The sequence below is a fragment of the Paenibacillus sp. FSL L8-0708 genome, assembly GCF_038009325.1.
Classification (GTDB): Bacteria; Bacillota; Bacilli; order Paenibacillales; family Paenibacillaceae; genus Paenibacillus_AQ; species Paenibacillus_AQ odorifer.
Map to the genome: position 1 here is coordinate 5,100,405 of NZ_JBBPBC010000001.1, position 18,534 is coordinate 5,118,938.

Here is an 18,534-nt window from a genome sequence, read left to right on the forward strand (position 1 = left end):
GCCGCCCCGCCTTATTTTATAGTTACTAGCCGTGTTTATTTAACGCTTTTACGGGCCTCGAACAATTCCTCAGCCTTTTTAATCGAGAAATCCATAACTTCAGAATACCCAAGACCATTTACCTTATCATGCATTTCTTTATTCAATTTATCGTATTCCGCTTGATCTTTAGCAAAGACCATTTTCCAGGAAATCTGTTGAATAACCGTACCGATTTGTTTATTCTTTTGTTCCACTGTTTTATCCATGGTTAATGGCTCTTTGCCAGTGAAGCCTTGTGGTGCTACAGCCAATAGATTGTTTTTCTCAAAATACTCCTTAGGAGTCAGAACACCCATTTTCGCTCTCCAGTCACTATCAAGCTTGGAAGGGTTACGCTCTAGGGTTGTTGTCCACAGATTATGATCGAATGGCTCACTATTCTCTGGATTCACCATCGCCGGAACCACAAACGAGAAGTTCATTTGATTGGAGCCATAGTAGTAGTCACCCCCGCCGTATTCAGCAGGAACTTGAGTATTCTGTTGATCAGTATAAGCTTTCCAACCAAAATCAGTCACTGCAGGTTTGCCGTTTGCATCAATATCCCAAGTCAGACCTTGAGGTCCGTTAGGTACTGCTGTACCACTTCCTGCAGAAATCATTGCACCTTCCGGTGTGTACATCCAGTTAATGAATTCCATAATTCTAGCAGGTTCCTTAGCTTTTGCGCCGATTGCAATAATACCGTTACCACCGTAAACATTGAACCCTGTGGAATACATCAATTCATCTTTGAACGGAACCAGCGCAAAACCTTTACCTTCGGCTGTTCTTTCTGGTGTATTGTAGTTAGCAGCTCCAAGCCATGGGAACCAAGAGAACAATAGACGACCATCTTTGTATTTCGCTACAACATCGTCAAATTTTTGCGTCATAGAGTCCGGATCAACCAGACCCATCTGGTTAGCTTCAAAATACAGTTTGAGCGATTTCATGTACCAGCTATCTTCGGATAAGAAGTCATAATACTTTTCTTCATCTGCCTTAACATACACAGCAGTATCAGGAATTTCGTCATAGCCCATCATGTTAGCGAACTGTTTAGCCAATGTCATTTTATAGTTGCCATCCCAATCAGACCACATCGAGAAAGCATAGGTTTTTTTGCCTTGTTCATTCTTAGGCTCGAGCTCTTGCATTTTTTTCAGCACAGGCAGATAATCTTCAATCTTTGTAATTTCTGGCGCTCCAATTTGTTGGTAAAGATCAAAGCGCAGGTCTGGACCCCAAGTCATATCTTTTCCTTCAGAGGGTCCGGATGGATTAGAAGCTACGCTGTTCCCCATACCAAAGACTGATGATCCACCGCCAAAAGCTACCTTAGCTTTTTCAATAGCTTTTGGAAAAGTGCTAGAAATGTCTTTTCCGTATTTGTCCAAAAGACCGTCCTGTGTCCAGTCCAAGAGCAGCTTTCCTTTGATGGCATTTGGATAGTGGTTCTTGTCGTCACCGAAAATGATGATATCTCCAAGATCTCCGGAAGCCATCATTGCAGAAATTTTGGTATCTCCACCAGTCAGGTTTGAAGCTACAATCTCCATTTCGATGTTGAACTTATCCTTGATAATTTTTGCAAACCATCCAGTCTGTGGACCGGCATAGTTAGCGGTTGTTGAGAATACAGTCAGCTTCAGCGGCTTGGAATGATCAAGCGCTCCGTCATCCGGTGCTGCTGTCTCTTCCGCCGGGGCATTCGTGGCAGCCGACGTAGGTTTCTCTGTGCTCGTGTTTTTGCCCGAGTTAGCCGTATTATTCCCCCCGCCACATGCTGCAAGAACGAAGACCAGAATTACGGATAGCATGACAAGCGATGCTCTTCTTAATCTCATTGCTTTATACCCTCCCTTTCATCTCTTCACTTATAGTTCAACTCTGCTTATAACAGAGGAAAACCCAGTTCTGGTCCAGAGCGGCCACCCATCAGCCTTTAACCGCACCGATCATAATTCCTTTGACGAAAAAGCGTTGGAAGAACGGATACACGATCAAAATCGGCAATACGACGATCATCGTTACAGTCATCCGCACAGAGGTTGGAGTCTGCATATTCGCTGCACTAGCGGCCATATCTGGCGAATTACGAATTAAGGCTGCGAGCGAGCTGGATTCGTTCAAATAACGCCATAATAAGAACTGGAGCGTAAAGTATTTCGTATCTGTCATCAGAAACGCCGTATCAATAAAGGCATTCCACTGATTCACCGCTGAGAAAATCGTAATCGTAGCCAAGATAGGTGTTGTAAGAGGAACAATGATACTCCAGAACACCCGGAAGTAACCTGCTCCATCCATTGACGCCGACTCCTCAAGTGAGGGCGGAATTGCCTCGACGAAGGTTTTGACCAAAATGATATTAAAAGGAGTAATAATGGTTGGCAAAATATAAGCCAGATAATTATTAGTCAGATGCAAGTTATGCATGGTGATATACCATGGGATCAGCCCTGCGCTGAAATACATCGTAACTACAACACTGCGGTACCAAATACTCCGGCCCCACATTTCCTTTTTGGTGAACAAGTACCCAAGAAATGCCGAAGATCCAACGGTGAGCAAAGTACCAACAACTGTTCTATAAATAGAGACTGTAGCCGCATGACCTAAACCACTGATTCTTAGAACCTTACTATAGTTATCAAAATGGATCTGCCTTGGATAAAATTTGATATACGCTGCTGCGCTAAGATCATTCGAACTGATCGTATTAATGAACAAATAGTAGAATGGATAAATGCATGACAGGGTGAACAATCCAAAGAGTGTGTAGATAATAATTTGAAAGATTAATTCTCCAGAAGTTAGTTTTTTCTTTCTCAAATGGGATCACCCCTGCCTTAAATGATAGATTCGTCACGCACCATCTTGGATAATGTGTTTGCCGCGAACAGTAGAATTACACTGACAACCGACTTCAGCATACTGACAGCTGTGGCAAACGGAAAGTTGTTAGCGAACGCAATATTGTATACATAAAGATCCAGCACTTCTATGGAATCTTTATTCATCGCATTTTGAAAGGCAAAGTACTGCTCCATCCCGTTATTGACCAGGTTACCTATGGAGAGCAGCAGTAGGACAAAGAAGGTTGGGATAAGACCCGGAATGGTAATATGCCAGATTTTACGGAACCGGCTTGCACCATCCACCTCTACGGCTTCATACAACTCCTGATCAATGCCTGCGATTGCAGCAAGATAGAGAATGGCACCCCAGCCTAACGATTTCCACCAATACCAAATGATCATCGTGACCCAAATATTTGAGCTGGAGGCTAAAAAGTTATAACCCTCATCAACGATTCCAAGCTGCACTAAAATGTGTGTGATGACCCCGTTATCAACGGAAAACAACGAGAAGGCCAATGCATATACCAGAATCCAGCTGATAAAGTTAGGAATCGTGGTTAGTGTCTGCACCATCTTGCGATACCAGCCTGACTTAATTTCGGTCAGAAAAATCGCAAAGATCACTGGAAATATCGAGGTGATTAGTCCAAGTGAACTCATGGCAAGAGTGTTCTTCAGCACGCGCACAACCTCTGCGGTCTGTGTTGGATTGGATACAATCGTCTTGAACCATTTCAACCCGACATATGGCGTGTCAGACAACGGTATTCCGGGAATGAAATCATAAAATGCATAAATCCATCCGCTGATCGGCAGATAATAGAAAATAAAGGTGACAACAAGAAACGGAAAAGCCATGAAGAACAATTTATGTTTGTTCTTCATCTTCCAGCGGGATCGATGAACCGGATCGACGCTGGGAAGTAATTCACCAGAAGGTACCCCCATGTCGGAATCTCCTATACCCAGATTTTGATTACGTTTTCATAGTATCAGAACCTTTACGTATGACGAGATAGAACACAGAACGGCCTCACTGGAGAACCGTCTGATGCTTGTGAACCAAATTCGCATATATTTCGACCATTTTCTACCTAATCGCTGTGGGTCTAGTGATGGAGAGCCTACATGCCTTTTGGCTTATAAAAAGCGGCAGGATGACAGGGAATTCCCGTCATCCTACCGCTGAAAGAGATGGTTTCCTAAGGAGCGCTTGGGAGCTATGGGCAACTAGACTCTCCTCGTTCACTACATCAACTATGGTGCGCTTTGTCCTCTTCGTCCGCTACATCAACTATGGTGCGCTATGTCCTCTTCGTCCGTTACATCAACTATGGTGCGCTATGTCCTCTTCGTCCGTTACATCAACTATGGTGCGCTATGTCCTCTTCGTCCGTTATGGTTTTTCACACTTCATAGTTTTGGCATAGGACCCAGGTGCACTTATTTCCGGGTTTCAACACATTCCCTCATGCTATCGGACTCAGGTGCAGCTATCCACACAAATATAGCCCAAATACGAGCATATGCATGCCGATAAGAGCTATACAGTCCGAAACTACGGCAAAGTAACTCAAAAATCACCAATAGCGACTCTACGGTCCGCAACACACTTCATGCAGCGAAATCAGGCACTCTTCTCTCGAGAATTCATCGCATTCCCTCATACTGTCTGACTCATTCTTGGATTCATCGCATTTGCTCATGCTGTCGGACCCATTCTTGGATCCATCACATTTGCTCACGCTATCGGACTCAGGTGCACTTATTTCCGGAATTCAACACTTTTTCTCGTGCTGTCGGACTCAGGTGCAGCTATTCACACAAATATAGTCCAACTGCGAGCAAATCCGTGGCAATAAGAGCTATACAGTCCGAAACTACGGCAAAGTAGCTCAGAAATCAGCAATAGCGACTATACGGTCCGCAACACACTTCATGCAGCAAAATCAGGCACTCTTCTCTCGAGAATTCATCGCATTTGCTAATACTGTCTGACTCATTCTTCGATTCATCGCATTTGCTCATGCTATCGGACCCAGATGCACTTATTTCCGGAATTCAGCGCTTTTCCTCGTGCTATCGGACTCAGGCGCAGCTATTCACACAAATATAGCCCAAATACGAGCATATGAATGCCAATAAGAGCTATACAGTCCGAAACTACGGCAAAGTAGCTCAAAAATCAGCAATAGCGACTATACGGTCCGCAACACTCCACCCATCATTCTTAGGCACACTTCTATCGAGAATACATCGCATTTCCTCATACTGTCGGACCCAGGTGCGCTTATTTCCGGGTTTCAACACATTTTCTCGTGCTATCGGACTCAGGTGCAGCTATCCACACAAATATAGTCCAAATATGAGCAAATTCATGCCGATAAGAGCTATACAGTCCGAAACTACGGCAAAGTAGCTCAAAAATCAGCAATAGCGACTATACAGTCCGCAACACTCCATGCATCATTCTTAGGCGCACTTCTATCTAGAATCCATCACATTTGCTCATGTTATCGGACTCATTCTTGGGTTCATCGCATTTGCTCATGCTAGAGGACTCAGTTGCACTTATTTCCGGAATTCAGCGCACTCCCTCATGCAGTCTGACTCATTCTTGAATTCATCGCATTCCCTCCTGCTATCGGACTAATTCTTGAATCCATCGCATTCCCTCATGCTATCGGACTCAGATGCTCTTATTTCCAGAATTCATCGCATTTACTCAACCTTCGAACTCAGCTCCTTTACTTCGAGGGTTCATGCTCATTTGTACTCCCAACCACACATAAAAAAGCAGCCTCTCAAATGAGAAGCTGCTCCATCACTTTACAACCCTAGTTTGTTTACAACCAATTCACTGCATTCCGCATAATGCGCACTACATTCCGCTCTTCATTCGAATGCCCGCGCCTTTCGCCACAGCCTAATGCCCAGGCGTCTGAACTTTCCCCTCCGCGGAGGCATCCATTTTCTGGCGCCCCATAAAAAAGGAGGCCAGCAAAGCTAACGCAGCAGGAATAACCGCCCAAGCGAAGGTGTTCGCAATGGAAGAGGAAAGTCCCTCTGTAATTTTGCTCAAAATTTCCGGTGGAATCAGTGCTCTAGTCTCAGGCGACAGCAGAGAATGCGGATCTTTAAAATCCATAACCCCAGCAGCCCCCGCAGAAGCAGCTCCTCCTCCATTTGCTGTGAGCAACTTAGTTAGACTGCCCGAGAAATAATGGCTTTGAATAATGCCAAATGTAGTAATTCCGATGGTCATGCCAAGCGAACGAATGAAATTCAGTGTTGCGCTGGCAGAGCCGCGTTGCTGCGCAGTCAGACCATGAATAGCTGCTGTGCTTAACACAGAGAAGGAAGCGCCAATGCCTAATCCGATTAAAATCATATACAAGGTAACCAAGAGACGTGAAGCTTCCGGAGTAAGCGTTGCTACCAGTCCTGTGCCGATCACCAAAAGTACAAACGTAGGAATCAGCAGATTGCGGTAACTGGTTTTTGCCATCAGGAATCCTCCCGTTGTGGCGGTAATTACTGAGCCGACCATCATCGGCAGCAGGACAAGTCCTGAATTGGTAGCCGAACCCCCTAATACACCTTGGATAAAGATCGGGATATATACGGAAGCCACGATAAATGCAGCACCACTAAATAGCGCGCACAGAATGCTGACGGCGTACAGTCTTTTTTTGAATAACGCAAAGGAAATGATCGGCTCTTTCGCTCTCGTCTCTACAAAAAGGAACACTGCCGCCAATATAGCAAAAGCTGCAAATAAGCCGAGGATCATCGATGAGCCCCAAGCGTACTCTTTTCCACCCAGCTCCAACGCAAACATTAAGCAGATGACAGAGCCCAGCAGTGTGCCCGCACCCAGCCAATCAATAGGTTGTTTGGAATGCTCATGTGACTCTTTATAAAAGAAAACGACCATCACAAAAGCCAACAGTCCAAGCGGTAAGTTAATATAAAATATCCACTGCCAAGCAATATGATCGGTGATATACGCGCCTAGCAATGGACCAAAAATACTCGATAATCCAAATACCGCACCAAATGCACCGCCCAGCTTGCCCCGTGTCTCCAGCGGTACGGCGTCGAACATTATGGCAAAAGCAATCGGCACTAGCGCACCGCCTCCAATTCCCTGAATCGCCCGATAAGCAGCCAGCTGAGTAATCGTATCTGCCGTCCCGCAAAGTGCTGAACCCGCCATAAATACAATAATCCCAAAAACAAAAAACTTTTTACGCCCATACATATCAGACAGCTTGCCAAAGATAGGCATCCCCGCCATCTCAGCTACGAGATAAGCTGATGTTACCCAGACAAATTTGTCCATACCGCCTAGTTCTCCAACAATATTGCCCATTGCTGTAGCAACGATGGTGCTGTCCATGGAGGCCATCAGTATTCCTAACAGCAGACCTGCGATTACAATGCCCATATTGGGCGCTTTGGCAGCACTCATTTATTCCACTCCCCATTGTCAAAAGATCTATAACTATGTGTTACAGCTTTACTTGATGCCTCACTATTGCATTCTTGTGAATCTCCAAAGCACTACGGTATTCCACAGTATCAATCTCACAGTCCACACCGATGATTACCCGATCTCCTCTGACAATATTTGCTTTTGTATTATTCAGCTCTATCGTATCGCCTTCAATGAGCCCAGCCTCAAAAAGCACTTTAGGATTCTGCTTCATCAAATGCAGGAATTTTCCGGTCTTGCTTTTTTTGATCGTTAAAGCACTGCCTCCAACCTCTTTCGCTCTACTTAGACCATATAAATTGATCTCCAGTTGTTCCGCACTTAGCAGTCCTGCCACATTGAGAGCGCCCGAAATACGCAGATGTTCACCTTCACAATCACCATTAACCTCCAAATTACCGTTAAGATGAATATCGTCGATTTTTACGGAGGCTGCTTTAATTTCCCCCTGCCCCCGCAAGGAATCACCTTCAAGATTACCCATAAGTGTCATCTCACCGGTTATTTTCATTTTGGTCATTAGCAGGTTTCCATCTACCCTGGCATTTCCAGTCAGGCTCAGCTTCTCACAATCTACATCCCCTGCAAAATGACCTTCCCCAGTAACCTTAATATCCCGAAAAAAGCCTCCCGCTGAGGTCGTTGTGCCCATTATTTTCAAATTACTCCGAATTGTTTCTTCAGTCACCGATCTTCTCCACCTTTCCAACCTTTGCTTCAGGATGTACTGTGATCTGATCACGATACTCTATCCGTTCGACAGTACAGCCAGGACCTACAATCACAATATTGCCCCTGATAACATCAGCCGTTGTATATTCCAAATCAATAAAATCTCCTTCAATAGTCCGAGCCCGCAGCTCCGATCTTAATTTAGGGATGATTCCACTTAACATTTTGCTCCAGACTCCACTATTCGTTTGCCGGATCACTAGACTCTCCACACCAATTTCATGCGCCTTTCCCTGCCCTTGCAGTTTGAAGTCTACATGTCCTGCACTAAGTAAACCTCCGACACTAAAGCTTCCTTCCCCCGCAAAATCCTCAAGCTCACAATCACCCTTGATATTCAGCATTCCATGAAGTGTGCAGCTTTCTCCCCGAATGCTCTCCCCGACAGTAATCATTCCGTCCACTTTTAGGGAGTTAAAACGCAAATGGCCCAGCACTTTCATCGTTCCATTGCATTCCGCTTCTTCCGCCGAGAGATCATTCTTCAAATTCATATGCCCGTTTCCTTTAAAAATTCGCGTCACGATGGGTCCCGTTACTTTGCCTACACCATCGATTCGCACGCTGTTATAAGTACCTCCTGCCCCCCCGCTGACTCCGTTTATAATCAGATCCGGCAGCTCTCGTTTGTCCATTACACTAACCCCCTATTCAACAAGCTTAAAAGCAAGCTTACCTTTCAATTGTTCTATTACATCTGCACTTAGTATTTTACTGACCAGCTTTACCCCTTCATCGAACCATAACTCCGCTGGTGCCTGAGCCAGAATAAAGGATGACACCCCCATTTTGCGGATAAAAAATAACTCCCAGCTGCCACTCTCAAGATTGGAGGCTTTATCCATTAAGGTTCGAAACAGCAGCTCTGCTTCCTCCATACTCATCTCCCCTGCACTAAGCAGGCGATCTACAGCCAATAAATAAGTGAGTTGATCGAAGCTATATCCATTCTTGACACCGAGCCTCTCTCCAAATTTCCCCAGCGTCATCGACGAAACAATGTTACGTTCTATAATTTCCGCAGCAGATATACTTACTCTGTCAAAAGAAGCCTTATCTGATAGCTTATCAGCCATTTCATCCAAAGAAAGTCCATCTTTCATATTCACAATATTATCGATACGGGACAAAATCATGTCTTTTGGAAAAAAAGTCTCCTGTCCAGTAAACGTAGATTTACGGATAAACCATTCCTCTGGAATCAACTGCTTCCGCTTCCAGCGGTACAATTGCCCATAGGATATACCGGTTAAATCCAATAGCTGCTTCTTTGAGATCAAATCCTCTTCCATGCTTATCACTCCTTGAAGCCATCGTAACATAACACTGTTACGTTGTAAAACCAATAAATTAAACTCCCCTCATACCTACCTACGCTAGTAACCATCGTGTCCTAACGTCTCCCCCAAAGATTTTAAAGCATACCTTAAGAGCAGACCTCCGTCTTGAGAAGGATTTAACGGTCATTCACTATTTTTTCCACAAAAAAAGACTGCCCCCGCCGCTATAAATAGCAGCATGGAACAGCCTTCTCTTAGAATGATTTTTACGATCTGCTAATCTTACTGAACAAAAGTATAATGTGCTGAATCATATTGTGGGCCGGATTTTTCGTAAGTGAACCAGTACTCAATACTGCTGCCAGCGCTTAATCCACTCACCGTCTGCTTCCATGTTCCTGAGTTATTAGTCATCCTGTAATTAAGCTGGGAACCCCCGTTAATCTTGTAATGCACATCTACATAAAGGGCACTGGTTACAGGTATAATATAGATACTCGCCTCTGTAGCAGAAAGTCTCGTTACCCCTGCTGTAAAGTCAGCCGTCACATGATCACCGCCTCCGCTGCCTCCAGTGGGATTAGTAGTAACTGTTGCGGTATTACTAGCGGAGGATAAATTACCTGCTGCATCCGTGGCTTTTACTGTAAACGTATAGGCTGTGCTTGGAGTAAGTCCACTAACAGTAGCTGTAGTTCCCCCCACAGTGGACACCTGCTGTGTTCCGCGATAAACAATATAACCTGTAACGCCAACATTATCGATAGAAGCGGACCAGCTTAAGCTAACTCCTGTATCTGTCTTACTGGTTACCGTTAGATTAGCGGGAGCGGTTGGCGCGGTTGTATCCCCAGTATTACCTCCACCCGTCAAATATTGACCTGTGAATGGATTAAACCGGTGCAGGGACATTATTAACCAACCTGTGCTGGAAACACAGTTTTGCTGCGCCATCACCCAATAACTGTTGCTGGACCCTTTGAGCGAGTAGGGAATTCCCCCGAGCGAAGCACCGCTTGTGCCTTGTTTTTTAATAATCTCTGTATTAATAGCGTCTGCCTTTGAGGCATTGCCTTGCAGATAATAAGCGAGCGACATGAATGCGCTTCCTTCAAACCATACGTCAGCACCCGTATTGCCAATTTGATTTCCGTTATCGTCATACGCTGGCAATACTTCATCTGTCCAGTCAAAATCATATCCGGTGAGCGTATTCCCAGCATCATTGTAAGTAAGCGTCTGCTTGTAACGCGGATTCGCAAGTGTTCCCGGGGTGCCGGAGGCATTTTCCACATAGGTTAAGCTTGCGCCGTAGTTATGTGTTCCGGATACGCCTAAAGCTAATACTCCCCAAGGATTCACGTCTAAAGGTATTTTGGGGTCGATCAGATTTGTATCGTTTTTCCAGCCCCCCTTGAAACGTTTGACTGTGTCATCCCACACATAATTATCCAGGAAGGTTTTGACTCCAGAAGCCGCACTGTTATAAGTGGCTGCCTTTGAGGAATCCACCGAAGCATAATACTGCAATACCCGGTAAATATCGATATTGTGCTCGGTTGAGCTCCAAGGCTCATCGGAATTACTCCAACCACTCCATCCCCCTGCGATACTGCCATTAGCCTTTTTATACTGTAAACTCCAATCTAGTGCTTTGAGCGCCATTGGACGATACCGTAAATCATTATATTGCTTCTCATAAGCCATAGCAGCCATTGCCATCCATACAACGGGTCCCACATGTTTACGGATTTCTTCTCCGAAGCCGTTGTTATACCAATAAGAATTCAGCCAGAAGCCTGATGGATCTTGAATGTCCCGCATTTTGTTCAAAACCTGCTCTGCCCGCGTCCGTTCACCCTTTACAATAAAGGCGATAGCTGCAACCGCTTGATCATATGTGTATACAATCTGTTTGGGGTTGTTTGGTCCCCAGAAATCTTCAAAGCTATCTACCAGTCCCTCAAAAGCATACCCCGCTGTTGCATCCTGCTGGGCCTTCAGCCAGATTAAAGCACGATTTGAAGCGTCACTTGCAGCATCTGCATTCGCTTTTCCACCAAAGGGTAGAGCTACCCCAAGCACCAGCAAACTTGTCATTAAGATCGAAAACAGCTTCCTCATCTTCATAACTTTCCTCCTCTTAATCATGATGAACTAGGCAATAAGAGTTCTTTGAAGCATAAAAACTAAAGCGTTTTCAAACAGCAACAACAGGGACTTTTGAATATTTTACCATGGTAATGGTCCTCATTTTCAGGCTTAGAAACCCGTTCGTCAACGATTTTATGTAAATTTTTAACTAAATGAGGCGAAACAACCAAAATTGCCATTTGAGAAATCATACGAAAGACCAGCATCATTTTTATGAATTCATATTTATGAAGACAAAACAAAAAGAGCAGACAGCTCCTTTATAAGGATTCTATCTGCTCTTTACTATTTATCTCTATACTATTCTGCTTTATCTTCGCCAGCAGTTTCAGCTACAGCGGGTTCAGCAGTATCTTCTTCTGTTGGCTCTTGCGCTGCTGGAGGTGAAATACGGACAATCAATGTGTCCTCAGGCGTCAATACTTCCCAGCCTTCATGCTTCGGCAAATCAGATACCAGCAATTGATCACCAATATCTAGTCCACTGATATCCACTTCAAAGGATGCAGCTATTTTATCTGGAAGTGTGCGAATATCCAGCTCATGCAATTCGATTTGTTGCACGCCGCCGCTCTTCACACCTACCGGTTCACCTGTAAAGTGGAACGCTACTTTTGTATCCAATTTGGCCTTCATATCAATCTGCTGAAAATCAATGTGCAGCAGTTGTTTGGAAATTGGCTGACGTTGGATTTCTTGAATAACCACGTTCTTTTTGCCCGAGTCTGGCAATTCCAAAGTAAGAACAGCCCGTGGGTTGCTGGCTAAAATACCTGAAATTGTCTTAGCATCCGCTGTAAAGGACTGGCTATCTGAACCTGCACCGTACACGACTACCGGTACAAAGCCTTTTCTGCGCTGTGAAGAAGTCGAGCCGGATCTTTCTGTCAAACGTACTGTTGTATTCACGATGATTCCTCCTAAGTAGGGATTTTATACTAGACCGATTAGATATGTACGCCTAACCTAACCACTCTCTAATTACCCCATTGACCTGGCTTTGAAACCTCTCACGACTTTTGAGCCCAGGCAAAAATAAGGTCAAATTGTATTATTATACAATTCAACATTAATTATTCATGTCTTAGGAGTAAATCATTGCTATATTTGTGACAACTATTAAACTAAATGACAAGCTACAAAATGGTTACTGCCAACATCACGAAATACCGGGATTTCAGATCTGCAAACCTCTTGCGCAAAGGGACAACGGGTATGGAATTTACAGCCAGAAGGCGGGTTTACCGGACTCGGAATATCTCCCTTAAGTACAATTCTTTCCCTTTTCAGCTTTGGAATAGGAATCGGAACAGCCGACAGCAGCGCTTTGGTATACGGGTGGAGCGGATTCTTAAACAGTTCATCTCTTGAAGCCGTCTCCATCATAGAGCCCAGGTACATGACACCGATTCTTGAACACAAATGCTCCACAACACTCAAGTCATGGGAGATAAACAAATACGTTAACCCTCGACTCTGCTGGAGCTTACTGAATAAATTAATAATCTGTGCTTGGATGGAAACATCCAGTGCTGAAACTGGTTCGTCTGCAATGATCAGCTCAGGATTCAAAACAAGTGCACGGGCGATCCCGATCCGCTGCCGCTGCCCCCCGGAGAATTCATGCGGAAAGCGATCAATATGATAAGAAGATAACCCGCAAGCCGCTAGCGCTTCAAGCACCAGATCTCGCACCTCGGACCTTGAGCATAGACCATGATCCAGTAAAGCTTCACCAATGGCATCACCTATACGAACCCGTGGGTTAAGTGAGCTATAAGGATCTTGGAAGATCAACTGCATTTGGGGTCTAATATTGCGCAATTCAGCGGGCGACAGGGAGTGAATGTCTATCCCTTTGAACTTGATCTCACCTGCCGTTTTATCCGTTAGCCGTAAAATCGTCCGTCCGACTGTACTTTTGCCGCTCCCAGATTCCCCTACAAGCCCAAACGTTTCCCCAGGTTGAAGTGTGATGCTAATATCGTCAACAGCCTTTACATGCCCAACGGTTCGGTTAAGCAGCCCCTTAGTAACAGGAAAATATTTCTTTAAATGATTGACCTCAAGCAGTGCTTCAGGCATGAACAACCGCCTCCTCATACAACCAGCAAGCTACCTTTTGTCTGCTGGCCACCTCTTTAAGCTGGGGCTGCTGGCTGACACATACAGGCATGCAATGCTCACAGCGGTCATGAAAATAACAAGAGGGCACCAGCTCAAGCGGATTTGGCACTTGACCTGGTATGGAATACAGCTCATCCTGTCGCTGATTGATTACCGGCTTCGATTTGAGCAGCCCTTTTGTATAGGGATGTTTGGGGTTGTTGAACAATTCAACAACTTCACCCTCCTCCACAATCTTTCCGGAATACATAACAATCACATAATCGGCCATCTCTGCCACTACGCCAAGATCATGGGTGATTAGTAGAATGGACATGCCCGAGCTATCTTTAATTTCACGCAGCATATCCAGAATTTGCGCTTGAATCGTTACATCCAGCGCCGTAGTCGGTTCATCAGCAATCAATAGCTTTGGACTGCAGGCAATGGCAATAGCAATCATAATCCGCTGCAGCATACCTCCACTTAATTCATGCGGGTAACTATCAGCAATTTGCTCTGGTCGTGATATGCCTACCTGCTTAATCAGTTCAATCGCCCGGATGCGCGCCTGTTTCTTGTTCATCTTCAAATGTACAATCAGCGGCTCCATGATTTGCTCACCGATCTTGATTACAGGGTTAAGGGAGGACATGGGCTCCTGAAAGATCATCGCGATCTCATTCCCGCGGATGGTCCGCAGTGTGTTTTTGTCCATTTTCAACAAATCTTCACCCTGAAAATCAATTTTCCCTTGGGCTACCTTGCCCCCGGGTTCCTCAACAAGCCCCATGATGGACATCGCGGTCACGCTTTTGCCGCAGCCCGATTCTCCAACGATACATACCGTCTCTCCTTCGCGAACACGGAAGCTTACATCATCAACGGCTTTCACTTTTCCTTCTTCCGTGAAGAAGTATGTACTTAGACCGTCTATATTCATTAAATCACTCATCTGAGGGTCACCTACCTCTTCTGTTTAGGATCAAGCACGTCCCGGAGTCCGTCCCCAAAGATATTGATCGCGATCACTGTCGCAAAAATCGATAACCCTGGTGGAATCCACAGCCACGGCCGATCCTGAAAGTCGATCATATTATTCGCAGCATCAATCATATTGCCCCAGGTTGGAGTTGGCGGCATAACACCTAGCCCAAAAAAGCTGAGAACCGATTCACTCAATATAGCGCCACCGATGTTAAGGGTAGCCATAACGATCAGCAACGGAACGATATTCGGCAGCAAATGATTAAATAATTTACGCCGATCACGGAGGCCTAATACTACCGCCGCCTGCATAAACTCACGTTCACGCAGACTAAGCATTTGCCCCCGTACCATACGTGCCATACCCGGCCAGCTAACAATACTAAGCATCAGCATAACTATATACATCCGATAATCCGTTGGAATCTTCCACTCCGATAATAACGCACCAAAAATAAAGAGCAGTGGCAGACTCGGAACCGTCAACAGAAGATCCGCAATCCGCATTATGATTTGATCAGCAATACCGCGGTAATACCCAGCAATAGCCCCCAGAAGAGCACCGATAAACACCGAAAGAACCATTGATGCTAGTCCCACAGTCAGTGAAATGCGCCCCGCCTGCATTACCCGGGTCAGAATATCTCTGCCCAGTGCATCGGTGCCAAGCCAATGCTTCATATTGGGTGCCTTGTTCATCATGGCCATATTAATTTTGTTATCCGTATAGGGTGAGAACAGCGGACCAATAAAACAAAGCGCAAACATAAAGATCACCACCACAAATCCGGATACCGCCAGCTTGTTCTTCAGCAACCTCCGCATAGATTGCCGGAATAAAGAGGATTTCCCTTTGGTGGTCTGCGGCTTCGCGATCCCAGCTACATTACTTTGAACTGCCACGTCAGCTTCCTCCTCTCTATAGCCGAACTCTAGGATCGGCAATCCGGTACAAAACATCCGAAAGCAACGTTCCTATGACGGTAAGTATGGCAATAAACATCGTAAAGCCCATCAGTAAAGGATAATCCCTTAGTCCGAAGGACTGCATATACAGTTGGCCAATCCCAGGCCAATTGAATATTTTCTCAATAATAAGTGATCCGCCAAATAGTGCCGGAAGCTCAAAACCAACCAGTGTAATTGCGGGCAGCAAGGCATTACGTAAGGCGTGTGTAAAGAGCACCTTGCGTTCTTTTAGGCCTTTGGCGCGTGCCGTACGGATATAATCCTGTTTTAAGACATCGATCATATTGCTGCGGAAATAACGGGTGAGCGAACCTAATCCCAGAAGGGTCATAACCACAACCGGAAGGGTCATGTGCGTTACGATCTCCTTAAAGTAAGCCAAACCCGTAGCATTACTACCCGTGGTGATTATTCCACCTGGAGGCAGCCACTTGAGATCGACGGCCAGGATTTTGATCAGGAATAAACCTATAAAAAATGACGGCAGCGACATTGCTGCGAATATAGCGATCATCACGAGTGTATCGAACCATGAATACTGCTTATAGGCAGAGATGACGCCAATAATGACCGCAATCACCCACGTCAGAAACGTAGATACGGCAGCCAGCAGAAAGGAATTCCAAATATAATCATTAAAAAGCTGCAGCACAGGCTTTTGTTGGGCTAAGGAATACCCGAAATCACCATGCAGCGCATTCTTCATCCAGATCCCATACCGTTCAAGCACAGGCTTGTTTAAGCCGTAGATTTCACGCAGCTCAGCTTTGCGTTCAGCGGTCAATTTAATATTTCCGGTTATGAAGTCACCGGGAGTTGAAGCATACAGACAGAAGATCAATAATGATGCCGCAAATAAGATGATGACCATGTACAACAGTCTTTTCGATAAATAAGCGCTCATGACAGACTCCTTATGATTCGTCCCCTGCCCTTGAATCCAGTCAGGGCAGGGGACACTGGTTTATTTATTTCAGGCTCCAAGTTGGAAGACTGCCAGCAAGACCGATGAACGGGCTGACCGATAGATTCTCAATACGTCCGTTATAGGCGTATACTGTCTTTTTATAACTTGTAAAAATAATAGGCAGTTCATCATTGAAAAGCTGATACAGCTCTTTATATACCGCTTTGCGCGCCTCAATATCAGTAGTGGCCAAGGCTTTGTTGTACAGCTCCAGGAATTTCGGATTGTCATAATCCGTGATTTCTCCATCGAAGAATTGCATGAACCCGTCAGACGGATCAGTCAACATGCTTGTGGAGAAGGATACGAGATCGTAGTCCCCACCTTCTACTTTCGATACCAGTGAGTTAAAGTCTGCGAAAACCTCAGGCTGGAATTCGATACCCAACGCTTCAAAATTCTCTTTAGCTACAGCGATGAAAATATCTGTGTTTTTACTCTTCGAACCGAGGTAATGGATGGACAGCGGTTTGCCATCTTTTTCACGGATACCCCCCGCGCCTACCGTCCAGCCAGCTTCATCGAGTAATTGTTTTGCTTTTTCCGGATCATATTTGTAAGGATTAATACCTTCCTCAGTGTAAGACCAGGAAATCGGCGATGCCGGGATGTTGGCAATAGACCCTGCACCTTGCGCTGCATCCACATAAATACTCTGACGATCCAAACCGTACACAATAGCTTGACGTACAAGCTTATCCTTGAGCTGCTCATGCTTCAGGTTAACTTGCAAGTAACCATAGGTGCTTGGAGTGTAAGGAATAATATTCACAAAACCGAGTGCTTTCAGCTTCTCGATATTCTCGTCTGTCGCACTAAAGGAAGCGTAGTCCACTTCACCAGTTTCTACGAACTGCCACACGTCGCCTTCCGTAGTTTTGTAGATGAAATGCTCCGTCTTTGGTTTACCTTTGAAATAATTTTCATTCGCTACAAAACGAACTTCTTGACCTGGAATAAATTTCTCCAGCTTGTAAGGTCCATCGCCAAGCGGCTTCTCATGCAGCTTTTTAATGTATTCAAGATTTCCAATTTTATAGTCCTTGCCATAATAAGCTTTCGACAGTACGTTCGAGCCGAGCTGTACCAGCGCTGTTGCGTTTGGTTGCTCAAGGGTTGCTGAGATCGTCTGTGGATCAATTACTTTAATGCCCTCAACTGTAGGGGAAGTACCTTCCTTATAGGCTTTGCCGCCTTTAACATTTAACGATGGAAGCTGGGAGCTACCGTCATACGATTTGTCGTATTGGATCGTCCATGTAAATGCCACATCATCCGCTGTTAACGGTGAACCGTCGCTGAATTTCAAATCTTTTCTCAAGTGGAACGTGTATGTAAGCTGATCATCCGAAACATCCCAGCTCTCCGCAAGCTCCGGCGTTGGAACGCCTTTGTCATCAACAGTTACGAGAGAAGCGTATAGCAGTGAAGAGACATTGCCATCATAACCACTTTGTTGAAAATAAGGAGTGAACGCTCCGCTTGGGTCCGTAAGCCCGACGATAATGGTATCTGTACGTTTCTGGGCCACCGCTGGAAGTTTGGATAAATCCGTGGCAGTAAAAGGTTCGCTTAGAGCACCCGCAGGAACAATCTCTGGTGCAGTGGTTGCTTCCACATTGGTTGAATTGGAGCCTGCAGCCGCATTGTTTGCGGATGAGGATTCGTTAGTACTGTTGTTAGCGCAAGCAGAAAGTAACAGTGACCCCGTAAGCAGTAATGAAGTGATTACAATCGCATTTTTTCTCATGTACCTATCTCCCTTTTCTCTCTGAATAGAATAATAACTATAATTCCTACCCGTTAAGTATGAATAACATCTGATTTTCATTATAGAAAGGTTTTCAAGTTCTGTAAAGAGAGAACTTGAAAAAAATTCTCCATAAACAGAATTGGGTGATAAATAAAACAAATAAAAAAAGCCAAAACCCTCTCTGTAAAAGAGAAGTTCTA

14 protein-coding genes are annotated in these 18,534 nt (G+C 45.0%); all 14 read right to left on the reverse strand.

All coding sequences use genetic code 11. The features are described 5' to 3' along the window. Positions 1-35: 35 nt before the first annotated feature. Positions 36-1,871, reverse strand: a complete 1,836-nt coding sequence (locus NYE58_RS24355) for an extracellular solute-binding protein (RefSeq protein ID WP_076187499.1) — start codon at positions 1,869-1,871, stop codon at positions 36-38. A 91-nt stretch (positions 1,872-1,962) separates the two neighbouring features. Further along, positions 1,963-2,859 carry a carbohydrate ABC transporter permease gene (locus tag NYE58_RS24360; RefSeq protein WP_341003225.1) on the reverse strand — a complete coding sequence of 299 codons (897 nt, stop codon included), beginning with the start codon at positions 2,857-2,859 and terminating at the stop codon, positions 1,963-1,965. Between the two features lie 17 nt (positions 2,860-2,876). After that, positions 2,877-3,836 (reverse strand): ABC transporter permease, encoded by a 960-nt coding sequence (locus NYE58_RS24365; RefSeq protein ID WP_076130774.1) that lies wholly within the window; start codon positions 3,834-3,836, stop codon positions 2,877-2,879. Between the two features lie 1,978 nt (positions 3,837-5,814). Continuing rightward, a complete protein-coding gene (locus tag NYE58_RS24370; RefSeq protein ID WP_341003228.1) occupies positions 5,815-7,362 on the reverse strand; it encodes an MDR family MFS transporter in 1,548 nt (515 codons plus the stop codon). A gap of 40 nt (positions 7,363-7,402) precedes the next feature. Continuing rightward, entirely contained in the window at positions 7,403-8,074 is a 672-nt protein-coding gene (locus NYE58_RS24375) for a hypothetical protein (RefSeq protein ID WP_076278768.1), read from the reverse strand. Then, positions 8,067-8,753 (reverse strand): hypothetical protein, encoded by a 687-nt coding sequence (locus tag NYE58_RS24380; protein WP_076130804.1) that lies wholly within the window; start codon positions 8,751-8,753, stop codon positions 8,067-8,069. Before NYE58_RS24380 ends, NYE58_RS24375 begins: the two co-directional genes overlap by 8 nt. Before the next feature lie 12 nt (positions 8,754-8,765). Next, positions 8,766-9,410 (reverse strand): YhbD family protein, encoded by a 645-nt coding sequence (locus tag NYE58_RS24385; RefSeq protein ID WP_076130802.1) that lies wholly within the window; start codon positions 9,408-9,410, stop codon positions 8,766-8,768. 270 nt (positions 9,411-9,680) lie between these two features. Further along, entirely contained in the window at positions 9,681-11,528 is a 1,848-nt protein-coding gene (locus tag NYE58_RS24390) for a fibronectin type III domain-containing protein (RefSeq protein ID WP_341003232.1), read from the reverse strand. A gap of 324 nt (positions 11,529-11,852) precedes the next feature. After that, a complete protein-coding gene (locus NYE58_RS24395) occupies positions 11,853-12,461 on the reverse strand; it encodes a 50S ribosomal protein L25 (RefSeq protein ID WP_076130800.1) in 609 nt (202 codons plus the stop codon). 210 nt (positions 12,462-12,671) lie between these two features. Beyond that, entirely contained in the window at positions 12,672-13,637 is a 966-nt protein-coding gene (locus NYE58_RS24400) for an ABC transporter ATP-binding protein (protein ID WP_036685744.1), read from the reverse strand. Further along, positions 13,630-14,613, reverse strand: a complete 984-nt coding sequence (locus tag NYE58_RS24405; RefSeq protein ID WP_076130798.1) for an ABC transporter ATP-binding protein — start codon at positions 14,611-14,613, stop codon at positions 13,630-13,632. The genes NYE58_RS24400 and NYE58_RS24405 overlap by 8 nt, the downstream gene beginning before the upstream one ends. Positions 14,614-14,624: 11 nt before the next feature. Continuing rightward, positions 14,625-15,548, reverse strand: coding sequence for an oligopeptide ABC transporter permease (gene opp4C / locus NYE58_RS24410; protein WP_036685740.1), 924 nt, complete (start codon positions 15,546-15,548; stop codon positions 14,625-14,627). Between the two features lie 16 nt (positions 15,549-15,564). Beyond that, positions 15,565-16,518: an ABC transporter permease gene (locus NYE58_RS24415; protein WP_076130810.1), complete on the reverse strand. Its 954-nt coding sequence runs from the start codon at positions 16,516-16,518 to the stop codon at positions 15,565-15,567. A gap of 64 nt (positions 16,519-16,582) precedes the next feature. Further along, complete coding sequence (locus NYE58_RS24420; RefSeq protein WP_076278177.1) at positions 16,583-18,331, reverse strand: ABC transporter substrate-binding protein; 1,749 nt, start codon at positions 18,329-18,331, stop codon at positions 16,583-16,585. Positions 18,332-18,534: the final 203 nt, after the last annotated feature.